The organism is Longirhabdus pacifica (assembly GCF_004115085.1).
Classification (GTDB): Bacteria; Bacillota; Bacilli; order Paenibacillales; family DSM-105158; genus Longirhabdus; species Longirhabdus pacifica.
Genome location: NZ_QXJP01000004.1, coordinates 34,874 through 51,444 on the forward strand (window position 1 = coordinate 34,874; position 16,571 = coordinate 51,444).

General features: G+C 38.4%; 16 protein-coding genes. 3 read left to right on the plus strand and 13 right to left on the minus strand.

What is annotated here, in order from left to right; all coding sequences use genetic code 11:
* The first annotated feature begins 5 nt into the window (after positions 1–5).
* On the plus strand, positions 6–920 hold the full coding sequence (prpB, locus tag D1Z92_RS04075; protein ID WP_128894392.1) for a methylisocitrate lyase: 915 nt from the start codon (positions 6–8) through the stop codon (positions 918–920).
* A gap of 139 nt (positions 921–1,059) precedes the next feature.
* Entirely contained in the window at positions 1,060–1,479 is a 420-nt protein-coding gene (locus D1Z92_RS04080) for a hypothetical protein (RefSeq protein WP_128894393.1), read from the plus strand.
* A 31-nt stretch (positions 1,480–1,510) separates the two neighbouring features.
* On the opposite strand, the gene D1Z92_RS04085 is transcribed toward D1Z92_RS04080, so the two are convergent.
* The 13 genes from D1Z92_RS04085 to panB form a co-directional block, all read right to left on the minus strand.
* Entirely contained in the window at positions 1,511–2,164 is a 654-nt protein-coding gene (locus tag D1Z92_RS04085) for a DnaD domain protein (protein ID WP_128894394.1), read from the minus strand.
* Positions 2,165–2,226: 62 nt separating this feature from the next.
* Entirely contained in the window at positions 2,227–3,432 is a 1,206-nt protein-coding gene (locus D1Z92_RS04090; protein ID WP_128894395.1) for an acetate/propionate family kinase, read from the minus strand.
* Positions 3,432–4,298: a 3-hydroxyacyl-CoA dehydrogenase family protein gene (locus D1Z92_RS04095; RefSeq protein ID WP_128894396.1), complete on the minus strand. Its 867-nt coding sequence runs from the start codon at positions 4,296–4,298 to the stop codon at positions 3,432–3,434. Before D1Z92_RS04095 ends, D1Z92_RS04090 begins: the two co-directional genes overlap by 1 nt.
* Before the next feature lie 291 nt (positions 4,299–4,589).
* The gene (locus D1Z92_RS04100; protein WP_128894397.1) at positions 4,590–6,095 is read right to left on the minus strand and encodes an AAA family ATPase; all 1,506 of its coding nucleotides are present in this window, start codon (positions 6,093–6,095) and stop codon (positions 4,590–4,592) included.
* On the minus strand, positions 6,088–6,621 hold the full coding sequence (locus D1Z92_RS04105) for a hypothetical protein (RefSeq protein ID WP_128894398.1): 534 nt from the start codon (positions 6,619–6,621) through the stop codon (positions 6,088–6,090). The genes D1Z92_RS04100 and D1Z92_RS04105 overlap by 8 nt, the downstream gene beginning before the upstream one ends.
* A gap of 408 nt (positions 6,622–7,029) precedes the next feature.
* Positions 7,030–7,536 (minus strand): cell wall elongation regulator TseB-like domain-containing protein, encoded by a 507-nt coding sequence (locus D1Z92_RS04110; protein WP_128894399.1) that lies wholly within the window; start codon positions 7,534–7,536, stop codon positions 7,030–7,032.
* Positions 7,529–8,824, minus strand: coding sequence for an amidohydrolase (locus tag D1Z92_RS04115; protein WP_128894400.1), 1,296 nt, complete (start codon positions 8,822–8,824; stop codon positions 7,529–7,531). Before D1Z92_RS04115 ends, D1Z92_RS04110 begins: the two co-directional genes overlap by 8 nt.
* 94 nt (positions 8,825–8,918) lie before the next feature.
* Complete coding sequence (locus D1Z92_RS04120) at positions 8,919–9,548, minus strand: redox-sensing transcriptional repressor Rex (RefSeq protein ID WP_128894401.1); 630 nt, start codon at positions 9,546–9,548, stop codon at positions 8,919–8,921.
* Between the two features lie 28 nt (positions 9,549–9,576).
* A complete protein-coding gene (gene dinG, locus D1Z92_RS04125; RefSeq protein ID WP_128894402.1) occupies positions 9,577–12,438 on the minus strand; it encodes an ATP-dependent DNA helicase DinG in 2,862 nt (953 codons plus the stop codon).
* Between the two features lie 80 nt (positions 12,439–12,518).
* A complete protein-coding gene (locus D1Z92_RS04130; protein WP_128894403.1) occupies positions 12,519–13,130 on the minus strand; it encodes a tetratricopeptide repeat protein in 612 nt (203 codons plus the stop codon).
* 370 nt (positions 13,131–13,500) lie between these two features.
* Positions 13,501–13,884: an aspartate 1-decarboxylase gene (gene panD, locus D1Z92_RS04135; protein ID WP_128894404.1), complete on the minus strand. Its 384-nt coding sequence runs from the start codon at positions 13,882–13,884 to the stop codon at positions 13,501–13,503.
* A complete protein-coding gene (panC, locus tag D1Z92_RS04140; RefSeq protein WP_128894405.1) occupies positions 13,877–14,752 on the minus strand; it encodes a pantoate--beta-alanine ligase in 876 nt (291 codons plus the stop codon). Before panC ends, panD begins: the two co-directional genes overlap by 8 nt.
* 6 nt (positions 14,753–14,758) lie before the next feature.
* Complete coding sequence (panB, locus tag D1Z92_RS04145; RefSeq protein ID WP_128894406.1) at positions 14,759–15,634, minus strand: 3-methyl-2-oxobutanoate hydroxymethyltransferase; 876 nt, start codon at positions 15,632–15,634, stop codon at positions 14,759–14,761.
* Positions 15,635–16,102: 468 nt separating this feature from the next.
* On the opposite strand from panB, the gene D1Z92_RS04150 reads away from it, so the two are divergent.
* Positions 16,103–16,534, plus strand: a complete 432-nt coding sequence (locus tag D1Z92_RS04150; RefSeq protein WP_128894407.1) for a hypothetical protein — start codon at positions 16,103–16,105, stop codon at positions 16,532–16,534.
* Positions 16,535–16,571 lie beyond the last annotated feature (37 nt).

Below are 16,571 nucleotides of genomic sequence, written 5' to 3' on the forward strand. Positions count from 1 at the left end.
AACAAATGACTTGGTTAACAAACAAACAAAGCAGTCAAGCAGAACTTTCCAATCAATTTTTAAAATTAATTCAACAAGATGGCATATTAAAAATTCCCGGTGCTCATGATGCGATGGCTGGACTCGTAGCTAAAAAAGTAGGCTTTTCCAGCTTATATTTATCCGGTGCTGCCTATACCGCAAGTCGTGGTCTACCTGATCTTGGCATCGTAACCTCATCCGAAATTGCGGAGCGTGCACGCGAAATCATTCGTGCTACCGATCTTCCCATGCTTGTAGATATCGATACCGGATATGGAGAAGTGCTGAATGTAGCACGTACAGCAAAAGAAATGGTAGAAGCAGGTGTTGCTGCAGTACAGTTAGAAGATCAACAACTTCCTAAAAAATGTGGTCATTTAAACGGAAAGAAATTAGTTCCTACAGAAGAAATGGTGCAGAAAATAAAAATGATTAAAGCCGTTGCCCCTTCCCTTGTCGTCGTTGCACGTACAGATGCCAAATCCGTAGAAGGCATGGAAGAAATGGTAGAACGAAGTAACGAATACGTTGCCGCTGGTGCAGAAGCGATATTCCCAGAAGCATTAAGTACGGAAACAGAATTTGAAATTGCTAGCCAAGAAATACACGCACCGTTACTAGCGAATATGACCGAATTCGGTAAAACACCTTACTATACAGCAGAACAATTTGAGCAAATGGGATACGCGATGGTGATTTACCCTGTAACATCTTTACGCGTGGCTGCAAAAGCATACGAGCAAGTGTTTACACAGATTTTCGAAAAAGGAACGCAAAAAGCATCACTAGAACAGATGCAAACACGTCAAGCATTGTATGAAACGATAGACTATTACGATTATGAATCTCTCGATTCACAAATCGCGAAAACTATTCTACCTAAAATCGGTGACAAATAATAGAGCATCACAAAAAAACTATCCTTCTATAAATAAGTAGGATAGTTTTTTCTATTTTAACATTCCGAACAATGTGTACAAACCAATGACAACTCCCTTTCATATCATAAAGCATACCAAATGAAAGGAGTTGACTGACTTGATAAGACATCATCGTGTAAGAAGGGTAGTATTCAGGTCAAACCCCGGCACTTCATCCCCACTTGGTTGTCCATGCGCTTGCACTTCCAGTGGTTGTACAGGGAGCTGTTTTTGTTGGTTTCCCATACTTGATTTATGTGCTCAAGCTGTATCTGTATCTAATGCGGATATAACCGTTACGACTAAAAAGAATGGGCAGCAACGTCTGAATTATAAGCCGAGTAAACATGTTCAATATTCCGTCATTTCTGCTAACAAAAAAGGCATATTTAAAATTACAACTTTTATATATGCTATAAAAAACACCAATAAAAGAAGAGCTTTTGCTCAAGTAGTTAGTGGACGTGGGAAAAGAAGGCGGCTAGAAAACAGAACGATACTATTCGATACAAACGGTAAGGTAAAAGGCTTAAAGTAATGTCTACTCTAATGCCGTTCAGCTAGTGTCACTATCCTCTGAATTTCTGCGTATACAATTTTGCTTGTTCTGCATTGTATACTCGGTTGCGACTCCACTCTAGTAATATACGATCAATATAACGGAAATGTAATTTGCCAGCAAACACCGCCTCTTTCAAAGCCGTTCTAATCAATTCTTCCGAATAGCGGTCCTCATCGAGCCAAGAAGAAATCGTTTCTAGTTCCATTGGACTCAATGGTCTGGCAAATTCATTTTCTATCATCGTAAAAATATCATTTCTTGTTTCTTGTGTGTTGTTCACACTATCCGACTCTGCTTGGGAAGCCAACAACGCTGCTATTTGACCATACAATAAGCTCAAATCATAACGTTCATATTGAATACCACTGCGGTGATCCACTTCTGTTTCAATTTGTAGCAATTTACGCTCCATTAGCTTTTGCAAGGAGTCTGTAATCTTATCGCTTTTCACACTCATCCTAGCTTGCAGCTCTTCCAAACTTGGAAAGTCACGCTGTTCATTGTCACGATATGCCATCAGATGAATAATGAGCATGACATCTATTTCGCTTAATTGCAGTGCATGATATGTTTTCAGCAAAGTATAGGGCACGGACACTGTTCCATCCGTTAACCCTTGTACCATACCATTTACATAACTTTGTCTTGTTTTTTTATTCATGACATCAACCCTTGCCTAATCTATTCCATAAATTAACTATATAAGTTGAATGATATGGCTAATTAGTTATTGGCCAATATCAACTTATGCGTATCTCTAGCGATAACTAGTTCTTCATTTGTCGGCACAACTAGTACTTTCACTTTAGAATTTTTCGCAGAAATTTCTCTGATTTCTGAAGAACGAATATTGTTTACCTCTTCGTTTAATTCAATACCCAAATAGGAAAGTTGTTCACAAATCTTTTTACGCAATCCAGATGCATTTTCTCCTACTCCTGCAGTAAAAATAAGCACATCAATACCGTTCATTGCAGCAGTGTAGGAACCGATATACTTACGAATACGATATTCGTACATATCAAATGCTAACTTCGCATTAGCATCCCCATCTTCCATTGCCTCTTCAATCTCACGCATGTCACTGCTAATACCAGATATTGCAAGTAAACCACTATGTTTATTCAACATGGAAGTCACTTCATTAATCGTCAAATCTTCTTTTGCCATCGTAAATGGTACGATAGCAGGGTCCATATCTCCGCTTCTCGTTCCCATCATCATGCCTTCTAATGGCGTCATACCCATACTCGTATCTATGGATTTCCCGCCTTGTATCGCCGTACAACTAGCTCCATTTCCGATATGGCAAGTGACAATTTTAAGCTCCTCGATAGGTTGCTCTAAGTATTCCGCTGCCTTATGAGAAACGTAAAAATGCGATGTACCATGGAAACCGTATCGACGAATTTTGTGTCTACGATATAAGATTTTTGGAATCGGATATAAATACGCTTTTTCCGGCATGCTTTGATGGAATGCTGTATCAAATACAACCGATTGTGGTACGTTAGGTATATTAGATGATACCGCTTGAATCCCCATTAAGGAAGCTGGATTGTGAAGAGGTGCTAAATCAATTAATTCCCTAATCTCTTTTAACACTTCTGTTGTAACGAGTGCAGACTCTGCAAACGTTTCTCCACCATGTACAGCGCGATGTCCCACAGCGTCAATTTCTTCAATCGATGTCAATATGCCATGCTCGGGGTGTGTGAGTATATCTAGCACTTTACGTATCGCAACGGTATGATCTAAAATCTCACTAACTTCTTTCACTTCTTGTTTTCCCGTTGATTGATGAGATAAAATGGAAGATTCAAAACCAATTCTCTCCACTCTTCCTGTTGCTAATACGGACTCATCATTCATTTCATACAATTGATATTTTAAAGAAGAACTACCTGCATTAATAACTAAAATCTTCATTATAGTCTGTCACCATCCTTGTCATACCTAAAGAATCCTTCTCCGCTCTTCACACCAAGATGTCCCGCTCTAACCATCTTTTTCAGTAGAAAGGAAGGTCTATACTTAATGTCACCAAATTCTCTAAACATACGTTCCATTGCTGCTAAAACAGCATCTAGTCCAAAACGATCACACATTTCAAGTGGACCATGCTTAAAGTCATATCCATTACGCATCGCAACGTCAATTTCTTCTGCTGAAGCTACGCCTTCTTGCAACGTATGCAACGCTTCATTGATTAACACACAAATAAGACGAGTCGTTACAAATCCAGGTGACTCATATACCATGATTCCTTTTTTTGTAATCATATCTTCAACAAAATGCTTTGTATGCTCGAACGTTTCCTCTGACGTTTTTAGACCGCGAATAATTTCAACCAAGTCCACTTTGGATACTGGGTGCAAAAAGTGCATACCAATTACCCTTTCAGGATGGTTTGTCTCGTTGGCTAACTCCGTCAAACTCAATGTAGAAGTGTTACTAGCTAAAATGATGTGTTTTGGACAATAGTCGTCCAATTTATTGAACACTTCTTTTTTCAGCTCTAAATCTTCCGTTATCGTTTCAATAATCATATCACACTGGGATAGTTGATTATATTCCAATGTTTTATGTATCCTTGATAATATCAGTTTTTTCTCTGCAACTGTGATTGCCCACTTTTCTAATTGTTTATCGAGGTTAATCTCAATTTGCTCATAGGATAAATCTAATTGTTCTGGGGTGCGCTCAACCAAAAATACATCCAGTCCTTTGACGGAAAGCATTTCAGCGACGCCTTGCCCCATCGTTCCTCCACCTATAACTCCTATCTTTTTCATCCGTTACACTCCAGTTCCTCTATTTTTCAATTTGTTCACAAATGAAGTAACAGTATGGTCAAATGTGAACAAAAGGTGATACAATGTTTTGTTTTTCACCATCTTACCCAACATAAAGTATAATTCCCTTAGCAAAACAATTCAATGCTAACCTTCAAAAAAAAACAAAGTATACATAGTTTCATACAAATACGCATATTCCACCAGATTGCAACTGGAATATGCGTGAATTGTTTTAACTTTCATTGACATTTTTTAAGCAAATATATCATTTTTATTTTTTCAAGAAAATCAAGCAATAGACATGCTATGATCTAACATGTTTCTGAAATTTTCACCAGATATAACTTCTTCTTTCATTAAAGTAGGCAAACAACGTTCGAAAACATGTCGTTGCTTTTCCAACAGCGCTTTCGTTTCAGCGAATAATTCATCTAATATGACTTTGTGCTGCTCATGGAGAACTTCTTTTGCCACCGTTTCCATCGAAACGATACCTAGCGATGTCAAACCTGATGCAATCATATTTTGTACCATGTTCAACGCTTGCTCAAAATCGTTGCTAGAGCCTGTACTTCGCTCACCATAATAGATTTCTTCGGCAGCTGCTCCGCCTAGTGCGATCATAATTTGTTTGCTTACATAACTTTTAGTGTACAAAAACTTTTCTTTTTGTGGACGATGACGTACAAATCCTAGCGCTTGTCCTCTGGGACTGAGAACAATTTGTGACACTGCACCGGGTTGCACACATTCGGCTGTAATGGCATGTCCCATTTCGTGAATACCTACTCGCTCTTTTTCTCCACTCGTCACTTCTCGATCGGTTTGTTCTCCCATTAACACTTTATCTATGGCACGTGAAATATGAGCCTGTTCAATTTGATTTACTTTTTCCCGCAACGCATAAATAGCAGCTTCGTTTAATACACTTTCTAATTGTGCACCGGAAAATTGAAACGTATCTTCGGCTATACTTTCCAACTGTACAGAAGAAGCTAAAGGTTTGTTTTTTGCATGCAGTTTTAAGATGTGCATACGGCCTTTTTTATCTGGCAAGTCGACTTGAATGTGTCGGTCAAATCGCCCAGGTCGTAACAATGCAGGATCTAGCATCGATTTACGATTTGTCGCAGCCATAATGAGAATACGAGGATGTTCATTACCATGAATACCGTCCATTTCTGTCAGCAATTGATTTAATGTTTGGTCGTATTCTTTTTGCTGGCCACCTTCACGTTTCCCACCAATGACATCAATCTCATCTATAAAAATAACGGCACTTTGTTTTTGTTGTTTCTTCGCTTGCTGCTTCGCTTTTTTAAATAGATCACGAATACGACTGGAACCAACTCCGACATACATTTCCACAAACTCACTGCCCGAAGCAGTAACAAATACGGAATCTGTGTAATGCGCCGCTGCTTTTGCCATTAATGTTTTACCTGTACCAGGAGGTCCTGTTAAAAGAATACCTTTCAATGGACGAATCCCTAACCGTGCAATATCATCGGCATGTTTAATGAAATCCATTGCTTCCATCAACTCACGTTTAGCATGTTCTTGTCCACCGATATCTTCAAAAGTTAGTTTAGGGATAGCACTATGATGACTGTTCTGCTCCCCTTGTGCCATAGGAAATACAGCTCCGCCACGTCGCTGCATAACCAGCAAAAGTACGAACCCAGCTAAACTTAGTACAATCAGCACAGGTACGATGGATATCCCTAAAAATAAAAGAAATAAGAGTATAGCAATCACAGAACCGATGATGACTTCCATTTTGTTTTTACGCATCAGACCACGCCCTTAACATTTCTGGTTCTCTAGGCAGCATGATAAATTTCTCGCCATCTTCTAGATTCAAACGAATATAAACGTTCTCTTCGTCCAATTCTGTCCAATATTCTAATGTTTCCATTGGAGCTGCGTTCACTTCTAGTATTTCTGGAATTTGAGCCAACTGCTTGTTATCCATTGCTTGTGCAATGTCAAACAATATAGATGTCCACCAGTCATCGAGTTGATCATTGGACGTGTTTTCTATTTCAATATGAACTTCTTTGTTATCCTCAAATTGCGCTGTAGCTTTCTCTAATTCATTTGTTACTTCTCTGTAATTAGCGTCATCCGCTAGTGTGATGGAGATGACAACATGTTGATTATTACTGTTTACATCTGCTTCTTCCACACCCTGGATGGCGGCAACGTTTTGAAGAAGTGATTTTTCAACGATTTGTGTGTTATATATATACCATCCACCAAATAAAGCAACAGCAACAATAAGTAAAGAACATAACATAGGAATTGGTTTCAATTTCATCGCTAACAAAACCCCTTTCAAAACGAAATTATTTAGACACCACTATTAAATGTATATATCATTTAGTCATCTAGTCATCATGAAATTTATATTTGTAATTTACATATCCAAATTACATTTATGATGTAGCATAGTTTTTTTACTCACGTTATTACAACATAGATTCAATATCAAGCATGAGAGTATATATCAAAGTATATCTATTTATATATCATAAAATATATCAACATGAAAAAGTATATCATAGAAAAGAGCCATTACTTGCATGTAATGTGTGGAAATACACAACGCAAAAAAAACATGTACTTTTGATCTAGCAAAAGTACATGCTCCATCATACATCGATACGATGTTTATTCATTGCTCATCCATATTAAACAGTGTCTAACATGCCTTATCTTCATCTAATTAAAAATCAGTGGTCAATCTGTATGTTTCTAGCCAAGTTCCATCAGAAAAAAGGTAAAAGTCATAATAATAACGTTCATTGCCTTCTTCTTCTTTGCTATAATACACTTCCCACACATATTGTTCTCGTAATGTCCCTGGTACGACGCGAATGATTTGTTTGTCACTATCTGCTTGGAGTACTTGTTCTCTCATTTGTTGTTCATTTATACTGTCTTTTAGCAGTGCTTGATGTATAATACCTGCATCTTTACTTACCCACACGACCGTTTCTTGTGCTTGATCATTATTCCCGAAAACAGCAGCAATGACTTGCTCACCTGTGAACATCGTCACTTCTGAAATTTCCACGACATCAGTTTCTTGTAATACTAATCTTTCAGCCTGCTCTTCCAAGCTCCATCTATCCGTCATGATACTTCTGTACCACATATATAAAAGGATAAAAACAATAGCAATCGCTAAAACGATGCTATAAACAATCCCTTTTCTTTTTAATTTAATCATTCATCAATCTCTCATAACATTGTTGCACTTCATACATTATTTTTTCCTCATCCAACGTTAACATCTCTCTGTTTTTCACAATTTGCTTACCATCTACCCACACATCACGAACATCTTGACCCGTAGCAGCGTATACAAGATGCGAAACAATATCCGTCCGCGGATAAAAATGAGGTTGATCGATATCTACTGCGATGAAGTCTGCCTTCATGCCAGCTTGCAATGCACCCACGTCTTTGAGCCATATCGATTTAGCTCCATCTACCGTACCTAATTTTAATGCCTTCTCAGCAGGAATGACAGTTGGATCTCCGCTTACACCTTTATGTAATAGTGCGACTTGGCGAATTTCTTCAAATAAATTCAGGTTATTATTACTTGCTGAACTATCGGTTCCCAGAGACACTTTTACATCTTTAGATAACATGGCAGGGACAGGAGCCACACCACTTGCAAGCTTTAAATTACTTATTGGATTGTGAGAAACTCTCACATCATATTGGGCTAATATATCCATCTCTTCTTCATTCACATGAACGGCGTGTGCGACAAGACATGGTCTCTCAAACATACCTAACGATTGTAAGTGAGCAACAGGTCTTTTGCCGTACTGTTCCTCATTCTGAAGCACTTCTTTTAATGTTTCAGACATATGCGTATGTATTGGAACATTTAACTCCAGTGATTTTGCTACCACTTTTTCAATGAATGCAGGTGGACAAGTATACGGGCTGTGTGGGGACATCATCGTTGTAATTCTGCCGTCCGCTTTGTTATGCCAGTTTTTCACAAACTGGGCCGCTTCCTGCAATTTTGCTTCTCCTACTTCGTCTGGACCAAAAGCAATGATGCCTCTTGCCAAACAGCCTCTCATACCAGCTTGCTCTACTGCTTGTGCGACTTCGTCCATGTGGTCATACATATCTACAAAAGCGGTCGTACCACTTTTCAACATTTCTACTATCGATAATAATGAACCATATTTCACATCGTGTGCAGTAAATTTCGCTTCGTTGGGCCACATTTTTTGCTCTAACCACACTTGAAGTGGATCATCATCTGCAAATCCTCTTAATAAAGACATCGCTGCATGCGTATGTGTGTTGACGAGACCTGGAAGATAGCATTTTCCTTTCCCATTGACCACCGTCGTATGTGGATCTACTTCGATGTCCTTATCACTAATTTCCAGTATTCTATCCCCTTCTACAAGCATAGAACCATGTATGACGGTCATGTTCTCATCACACGTTACAAATGTACCATTTTTAATGACAAACTTTTGCAAATTGTTCACCTCAGTAATTCTGTTCAATTCTGTTTCATTTCTTTTCTTAAAAAATATTCTCTCAAATATAATGACAAAATATAATCACATTTCCTTACTCTTCATCTTCTAAATAATAGGCCAAGGAGTATAGCTCAGCAGTAAAATCCGCATGATGAATACGGACGTGATCTGGAACATGAATAATCGCTGGAGCAAAATTTAATATCGCTTCAATGCCTGCTTCCACTAGTAAATCAGCCACAGACTGTGCTTCGTGCTGTGGTACTGTAATAATGCCAACACGAATGTCCAGTTCTTTTACTCTTTGCTTTAATACGTTCAAAGGCTCCACACTTAAATGATGTATTTTCGTGTTTACCTTTTGAGGAGCATTATCAAAAATAGCCGTGATTTGCATATTATCTTTTAAGTACTTGTTATAATTGCTTAATGCTTGACCTAGATTACCCGCTCCAATGAGTGCGACGTGTATAATTTGATCCAATTTTAATATTTGTCTTATTTTTTGGATCAAATACGAAATATCGTATCCGATTCCTTTTTTACCGAACTCGCCAAAATAGGCGAGATCTTTTCTAATTTGAGCAGGATTTAAATTTAATCTTTTCCCTAATTCCTGCGAAGAAACCGTTGCAATTTGAGCTTGTTTCATTTCATTTAAATATCTCAAATATATTGGCATTCTTCGCACAACCGCTTCTGAAATGTGCAAAGCTTTCATATCCTTTCTTTCCCCCTTACCTCATGCATCAATCTTTGGGTGGCTCCTCCATCCATTGTTTAATGCGCTCACTCATGTACGATGTCGCCATCGTCTCTATTTTTGGACCAGGTAGAGAATAAAGGAATTGCTTTCCATAATACGTATCGATCACTCTCGTATCGTAAATAATAACGACACCACGATCATGTACCGTACGGATTAATCTGCCAAATCCTTGTTTAAAGCGAATGACTGCTTGTGGTACCGAGTATTCCATAAATGGATTTTTCTTCTGTTGTTTCAAGTATTCTGATTTCGCTTCCACAACAGGATGATTGGGCGGTTGGAAAGGCAATCGTACGATAACTAAGCACGTTAATGCATCGCCTGGGATATCCACACCTTCCCAAAAGCTACTTGTACCTAACAAAACAGCATTTGCATTTTGTGTAAATTGATGTGTCAATTTACTTCTATTCGAACTATCTACTCCTTGTCCCAACACTTGTATACCTTTGTCTTTGAGTTGTGCTTTCAGAAGTGGATGAACTTGTTTCAACATATGATAAGATGTAAACAGAACAAGCATTTTACCTTTTGTTGTTGCTGCTACTTCGCTTAATGAAGCAACGAGCCTCTCTACAAATTCTTCACTCCCCTGAGCTCCTTTAAGTTTTGGAATATCACGTGGAATGACAACCAGTGCATTGTTTCTATAATCAAAAGGAGACTCTAACTTAACAGATGTCAGGCGGCCTTCCGCTTGTGCCGTTTCTAAACCAAGTTGTTCTATAAAATAATCGAACTTTTGATGAACAGACAATGTTGCCGAAGTCATCACTACACTCTTTTTAACATCAAAGAAATATTGTTTTAACTTATCGCTTACATCAATGGGGATACACATCAGCTGTATGGATTTATGCCTGAGATGTCCATTACATTCTATCCAGTAGACGACCTTACTGTCTTTCATTTGGAAGAAGGAATGTAAGTCTTGTTGGCATTGCGTAAGTTCTTTCACCGTGCCATTTAAGTCGGTCACTATACCGTGTAAATCGTCAGCTGCATCATTTTCTTTAATGTTTTGGATGATGGTATCCAGTTCTTTTACTAATGTCGTCACCGTTAATTTTATATTGTCTTCTGCAATTAACGCCTCCTCCCAACAGGAAGGAAGGTGTTTTGGTTGAAGGCGTAACACAACACTATTGTTGTCATTGATTACGCTTTCTTTGCTTACTATTGTACCATAAAGCATTTCAGTTAGTTGTTCCCAATGTTCTTTGATTTCTAAAATTTTATGAAACAAAGGCTCTAGTTTATGTGCTAATTCCGCCACATTTTCATCTGCATGATCATGAAGCGTAGACCTTAGCTTTGGCAACTTCCCTTTACTACTATCCATATAGAGTGAAGTAAGGTTATTGAACAAACGATAGTAAGACACTTCAATACCAAGCTGTTTGCATGCTACTTCCTCAAATTGGTGTGCTTCATCTATAATAATATGCTCATGAGACGGCAATAGACGGTGATCTGTTTTTCTATCTGTTAGTAATAAAGAATGATTGGTAATGACAACGTCCGATTTATTCGCTGCATCCCGTGCACGATGGTAAAAACATTTGGAAAACCACGGGCATGCTCGATTCATACAAGAGGGAGCATCACTAGCTACACTTCTCCAAAATGAGACACTTTGCTTGCTATTATTGAGCTCTTCCTCATCTCCGCTCATCGTTTCGCTTAACCATACGACCATACCAGCTGCATGAAGTACATCGTCTTTGCGTTTTTCATAATCGCTTGCATTGATTTTATGTTCAAATTTACGTAAGCATAAATAATGACTTCTCCCTTTCAACACAGCCGCTTCAAATGGATCAGGAAAAATATGCTGCAAAAGCGGAACATCCCTTTTCCACAATTGTTCTTGCAAGTTGATCGTGTGGGTGCTGACGATCACTTTCTCCTCATGTTGCAGTGCATGGTGCAGTGCAGGAATAAGATATCCCAGCGATTTTCCTGTACCTGTTCCGGCTTCAATTAATAAATGACGCTCCTCTTCAAAGCTTTCCTTTACTTTTTCCATCATCGTTTCTTGTGCTTCTCTACGTTCATATGAAGGGAAAAGGTTCTGAAGATTGGACTCAATACGTTCATAATACGGCTTGAAGTCTTCATCTATTAACCCTTCTTGCTTATCCAGCTCATCTTCGTCATTTTTATCTAACCAGTCATCCACTGCAAGGGCAAATTGTCGATAATAATGAAAATGGCCTTCCTCATGTGGATGATTTTGCTTCACTTTTATATGTTCAAGTAAATAATGATGTAAGTCCATCAATTGTTGCTGTGGTTCATGTACAATTTGGGCACACCTTTCTAACACGAGTAAAGGCATACTATCTATTTTGTGCAACATCTTGATAAAAATTTCAGCCGTCACCATCGCATCACTATCCGCACGGTGTGCACGATGATGTTCTATATCAAACGCTTCACAAACCATCGATAACTGATAGGAAGCTAAATTAGGGTAAAACATTTTCAATAAATCAATCGTATCTAAAACGAGCCCATCATAAGGCGCATACCCTTCTTGTTCCAGCGATTTTTGTAAAAATTGCAAGTCAAAAGCGGCATGATGTGCAACAAAAATACGTCCCTCTAAAAGCGGAAGCATCTCTGTTAGCACTTCGTCTATAGGTGGAGCATCCTCCACATCTTCATCCTTAATACCCGTAAGTTGTGTAATCATTTCAGGAATAGGTACGGTAGGTTTTACTAAAGCATGATATTGTCCGGTGATTTCGTTGCCATCCACCATCACCATACCAACTTCTATAATTTCATCGCCGTGTTGATTTCCTGTGGTTTCAAAGTCCAGTACTACATAATTCATAGCTCTGTTTTCATCCAATCTGTTCATAGTTTCACATTAATAAGCATACCAGACATTGGACGAAAAAGGGAGGTCTTAATTTATGGATTCATCTTCGGTTGAATGTCTGTTGTATCTCCCTCATTGTTCATGCAAACACCAATGTTGATAAGCGGTTCTTCCATATCTGGATTCAAGTGATGTGCTGTTTTGAAAAAATCACATGCTTGATCTAAATTTTGCTTATGTGCCTCTACGCAGCCCATCGCATTGTATGAAAATGACGTAATTTGTTTATCATCACTTAGTTTTGTAATTTGCTTAAATTGCTCGTACGCTTCATCTAATTTTTTAGACTGAAAATAACTGATGGCGAGCATTAGCTTAGCAGGAATGAAGTGTCCATGTTCCTTGACGTAAGGTTCTAGTTGCTGGATGGCTTCATGAAACATTTTCAACTTAAAATAACCTTGTCCTCTGTCTAGTTGATAAAGTAAATCAGATGGTGGTGTTTGGTTCTGTTCAGGCTGCAATACTTCACTTGTTTCATTTTGGGCCGAATTAGATTCTAACATCTGCTTCATATACAATAATTTATGATTCAAATCTTGCCACTGCGTATGAATGGAGTCGCCTAATGAAGCAATACAATCATATTGTCGTTTGATCCAGTCTTTCTCTGCTTGTGATGCTTGATCATAATTAACTGACATATCATCTAAATACCCATGCATTACGGAAAAAAGATGTGATATCATGATGAGTTCCCTACCTTATTCATTAGATTATGATATATGGTACTCATTTTTTGTTGATGACACCCTTTTCATACGCGTATGACAGTTATTCATCCTTAAACTACTTTCCAGCTTTGGCATCGATGGCATGACGTAAATTGGCAAACAAAAAAGGACATAAGAAAACCGTCGATAACGATACCGACGACTTAACTGGAAAATATAAGCAAAGACAAAATCATTATTATTTTATCATTGCCTCCACTTATATTTTACTAATATTTTACTGAAATTTTCTTTATTTTACTAAAATTTACTTCCTGTTCACTACAATGCGTATCATGTTTTACAACGTTGTGGATTGCAATTCTTTATACAACTTTTGCTCGATATGATTATGTTCATCCAACACAATAACGGTCGGTTCATGCGATTGTGCTTGTGTTTCTTCCATCATGGCATAAGTAATAATAATGACTTTGTCCCCGGGTTGTACTAATCTTGCAGCTGCACCATTTAAACAAATGGTACCAGAACCTCTCTCACCTGTGATGACATATGTTTCTAATCTTGCACCGTTGTTATTGTTAACGACTTGAACTTTCTCATTTGCTAAAATATTTGCTTCTTCCATAATGTTCTCATCAATCGTAATACTGCCTACATAGTTTAAATTTGCTTCTGTAACGGTTGCCCTATGAATTTTTGATTTCATCATCGTTCTAAACACGATGTTCACCTCCATATATGACTACATTATCAATTAACCTCGTCGTGCCAAACATAACGGCTAATGCGACGATGATGGTTTCTTGGATATCCATTACTTTTTGTTTAGCAGGTAATTCCTTTAAACCAGGGTACGTGTACAATGCTACGTATTGTATTTCAGACAATGGTACGACATCTACGTGCGCTGTAATCAGCTGCTTCAGCTGCGCTACCGTTACCCCTTCTTCTATCCATTTGTGTACTTTCATTAAAGAATCACTGAGTATAAGCGCTTGTTTGCGCTCTTCTGGCTTTAAATATTTGTTCCTGGAGCTCATTGCGAGTCCATCTTCTTCTCGTATGATGTCACAAGGAACAATCTCCACGTCCATACTCAAATCAAGCACCATTTGGGTGACAACGGCAACTTGCTGTGCGTCTTTCATTCCGAAATAAGCTTTATCTGGTCTCACAATATGGAATAATTTATTCACCACCGTAGCTACACCATCAAAATGGCCTGGGCGATTGGCTCCACACATCACTGAAGTAATGTCAGAGACAGCGATGTTCGTCTTCATTCCACTCCCATACATTTCTTTCACATCTGGAATAAATACGACATCTACACCAGCTTCTCTAGCGATGGTCACATCTCTTTGTTCATCACGAGGGTATTGTTCAAAATCTTCGTTAGGTCCAAATTGCAGTGGGTTAACAAAAATGCTAATGACCACGATATCGCATTCCTGTCTTGCTCTTTCCATCAAGCTGGTATGACCTTGATGCAAGTAACCCATTGTAGGAACAAAGCCAACCGTCACATCGTTTTGCTTCCATTGTTTCCATTTATATTTAAAATCAGCAATGCTGCGGATAATATCGATGTTCTTTCATTCCTTCCATTCATCATCAACATGTTCATCAGACACTGTGAGCCGTTCTATGACTTCCTCATTCATATGAAAAACATTGTCTTCTGCAGGAAACTGCCTGTTTTGCACTTCGTTTTTGAACGTGGATATCGCTTCAACAATAGTGTCCCCGATATTCGCATAAGTTTTCAAAAATTTCGCTTTCAGTGGAGAAGCATACTGCAATAAATCATGGTACACAAGGACTTGCCCATCGCAGCCTCTTCCTGCTCCGATGCCGATAGTAGGAATTGTCACTTGCTCCGATATTAACTGCGCTAATTCCTCTGGTACCATTTCCAATACGATTGCAAATGCTCCTGCCTGTTCTAGCGCTTTGGCATCATCAATTAATTTCTGTGCTTGCTCTAAACTTCTACCTTGTATTTTAAATCCACCAATTTGATTAACAGCTTGCGGCGTAAGACCGATGTGCCCCATTACAGGTATTCCTGCTTGCACACAAGCTTTGACGGAATGACATATTTCTGTACCGCCTTCCATCTTGACGGCTTTGGCACCGCCTTCTTGCATTAAACGCCCTGCGTTTTGCAACGTTACATCGATACTGCCATGATAAGTCAAAAACGGCATGTCTGCAAGGACAAAACTGTTTTTCGCCCCGCGTGTAACCGCTTTCGTATGATGCAATATCTCATCCAATGTAACAGGAATCGTCGAATCATACCCTAGTACAACCATCCCTACCGTATCCCCTACGAATACGATGTCTACGCCAGCTTCTTCACAACATAACGCAGATGGATAATCATATGCCGTCACCATCGTAATTGGCTTCTTATCTTCCTTCATTTTTTTTAAATCTACAATACTAATAACTTTTCGATACGTCATACCTATACACCTCCAAATGGATTAGACCGCAGTTTCTTACATCACTACACCATAGTGTGCAACAAAAAGCGAATAAGAAGACATAAAAAAATGCCCTCCGTCCAATCTGAGACGTAAAAGCACCCTAAACGTTAAGATCATGATCCGATCTCTTCTGTCTCGGTCCCTTCGGCTCAGAGCAGAAGCTTGATCTATCATTACATAAGCTATGTAATAACATCAAGCTGCAAGTGAAGTTCTATTACAGATACTGCCTTGCAAAATTTATTATAGCAAACATATTTGATTTAGAAAAGAGAAAAGATCAACACCGTGTCAAATGTCAAGATACACCGATAAATGTTAATAAAAAAGTCTTATTTACCATTTAATTTTCAAAATGATGAAGTTGCTCTTTGTGTTTCGTACAGTCATGGCTTGTTCTACTTACATAAAATAGCATTATACCATGAAAAAGGAGGAACTCAGATGATCAGAAAGGGAAAAGGCAAAGTCACTAGAAGAGTAGTCACACTCAATGACCCAGAACCATTAGTAGATTGTTTAAATGATTGTCAATGTTTTGGACTAATGCCTTGCTTTGGCACAAGTGGTTGTAGCTCTTGCGTTTGTTATGGACTTTTTTGCGATAATGATATTAGTCAAATTACAAATGCCAATGTCACTGTTAGAAATGGAGCAGTTGTTTTAACGCCAAGCAGAAATGTCCAATACACTACGGTGAGAAAAACTAGAAATCATAGATTTATCATCACGACACAAAGGTTTCGCAATATAAGAAATAGCAACAGAAGGGTGGCATATGTTCAATCTATAGGAGGAAAGCCATCAAGGGTACACAATTTAAAAGTATTGTTTAATAAAAAAGGCAAAGCAGTAAACGCAAAAAAAATGCACTAATACACGCATTTTAAACAAGATATAACGTAAAGTTGAT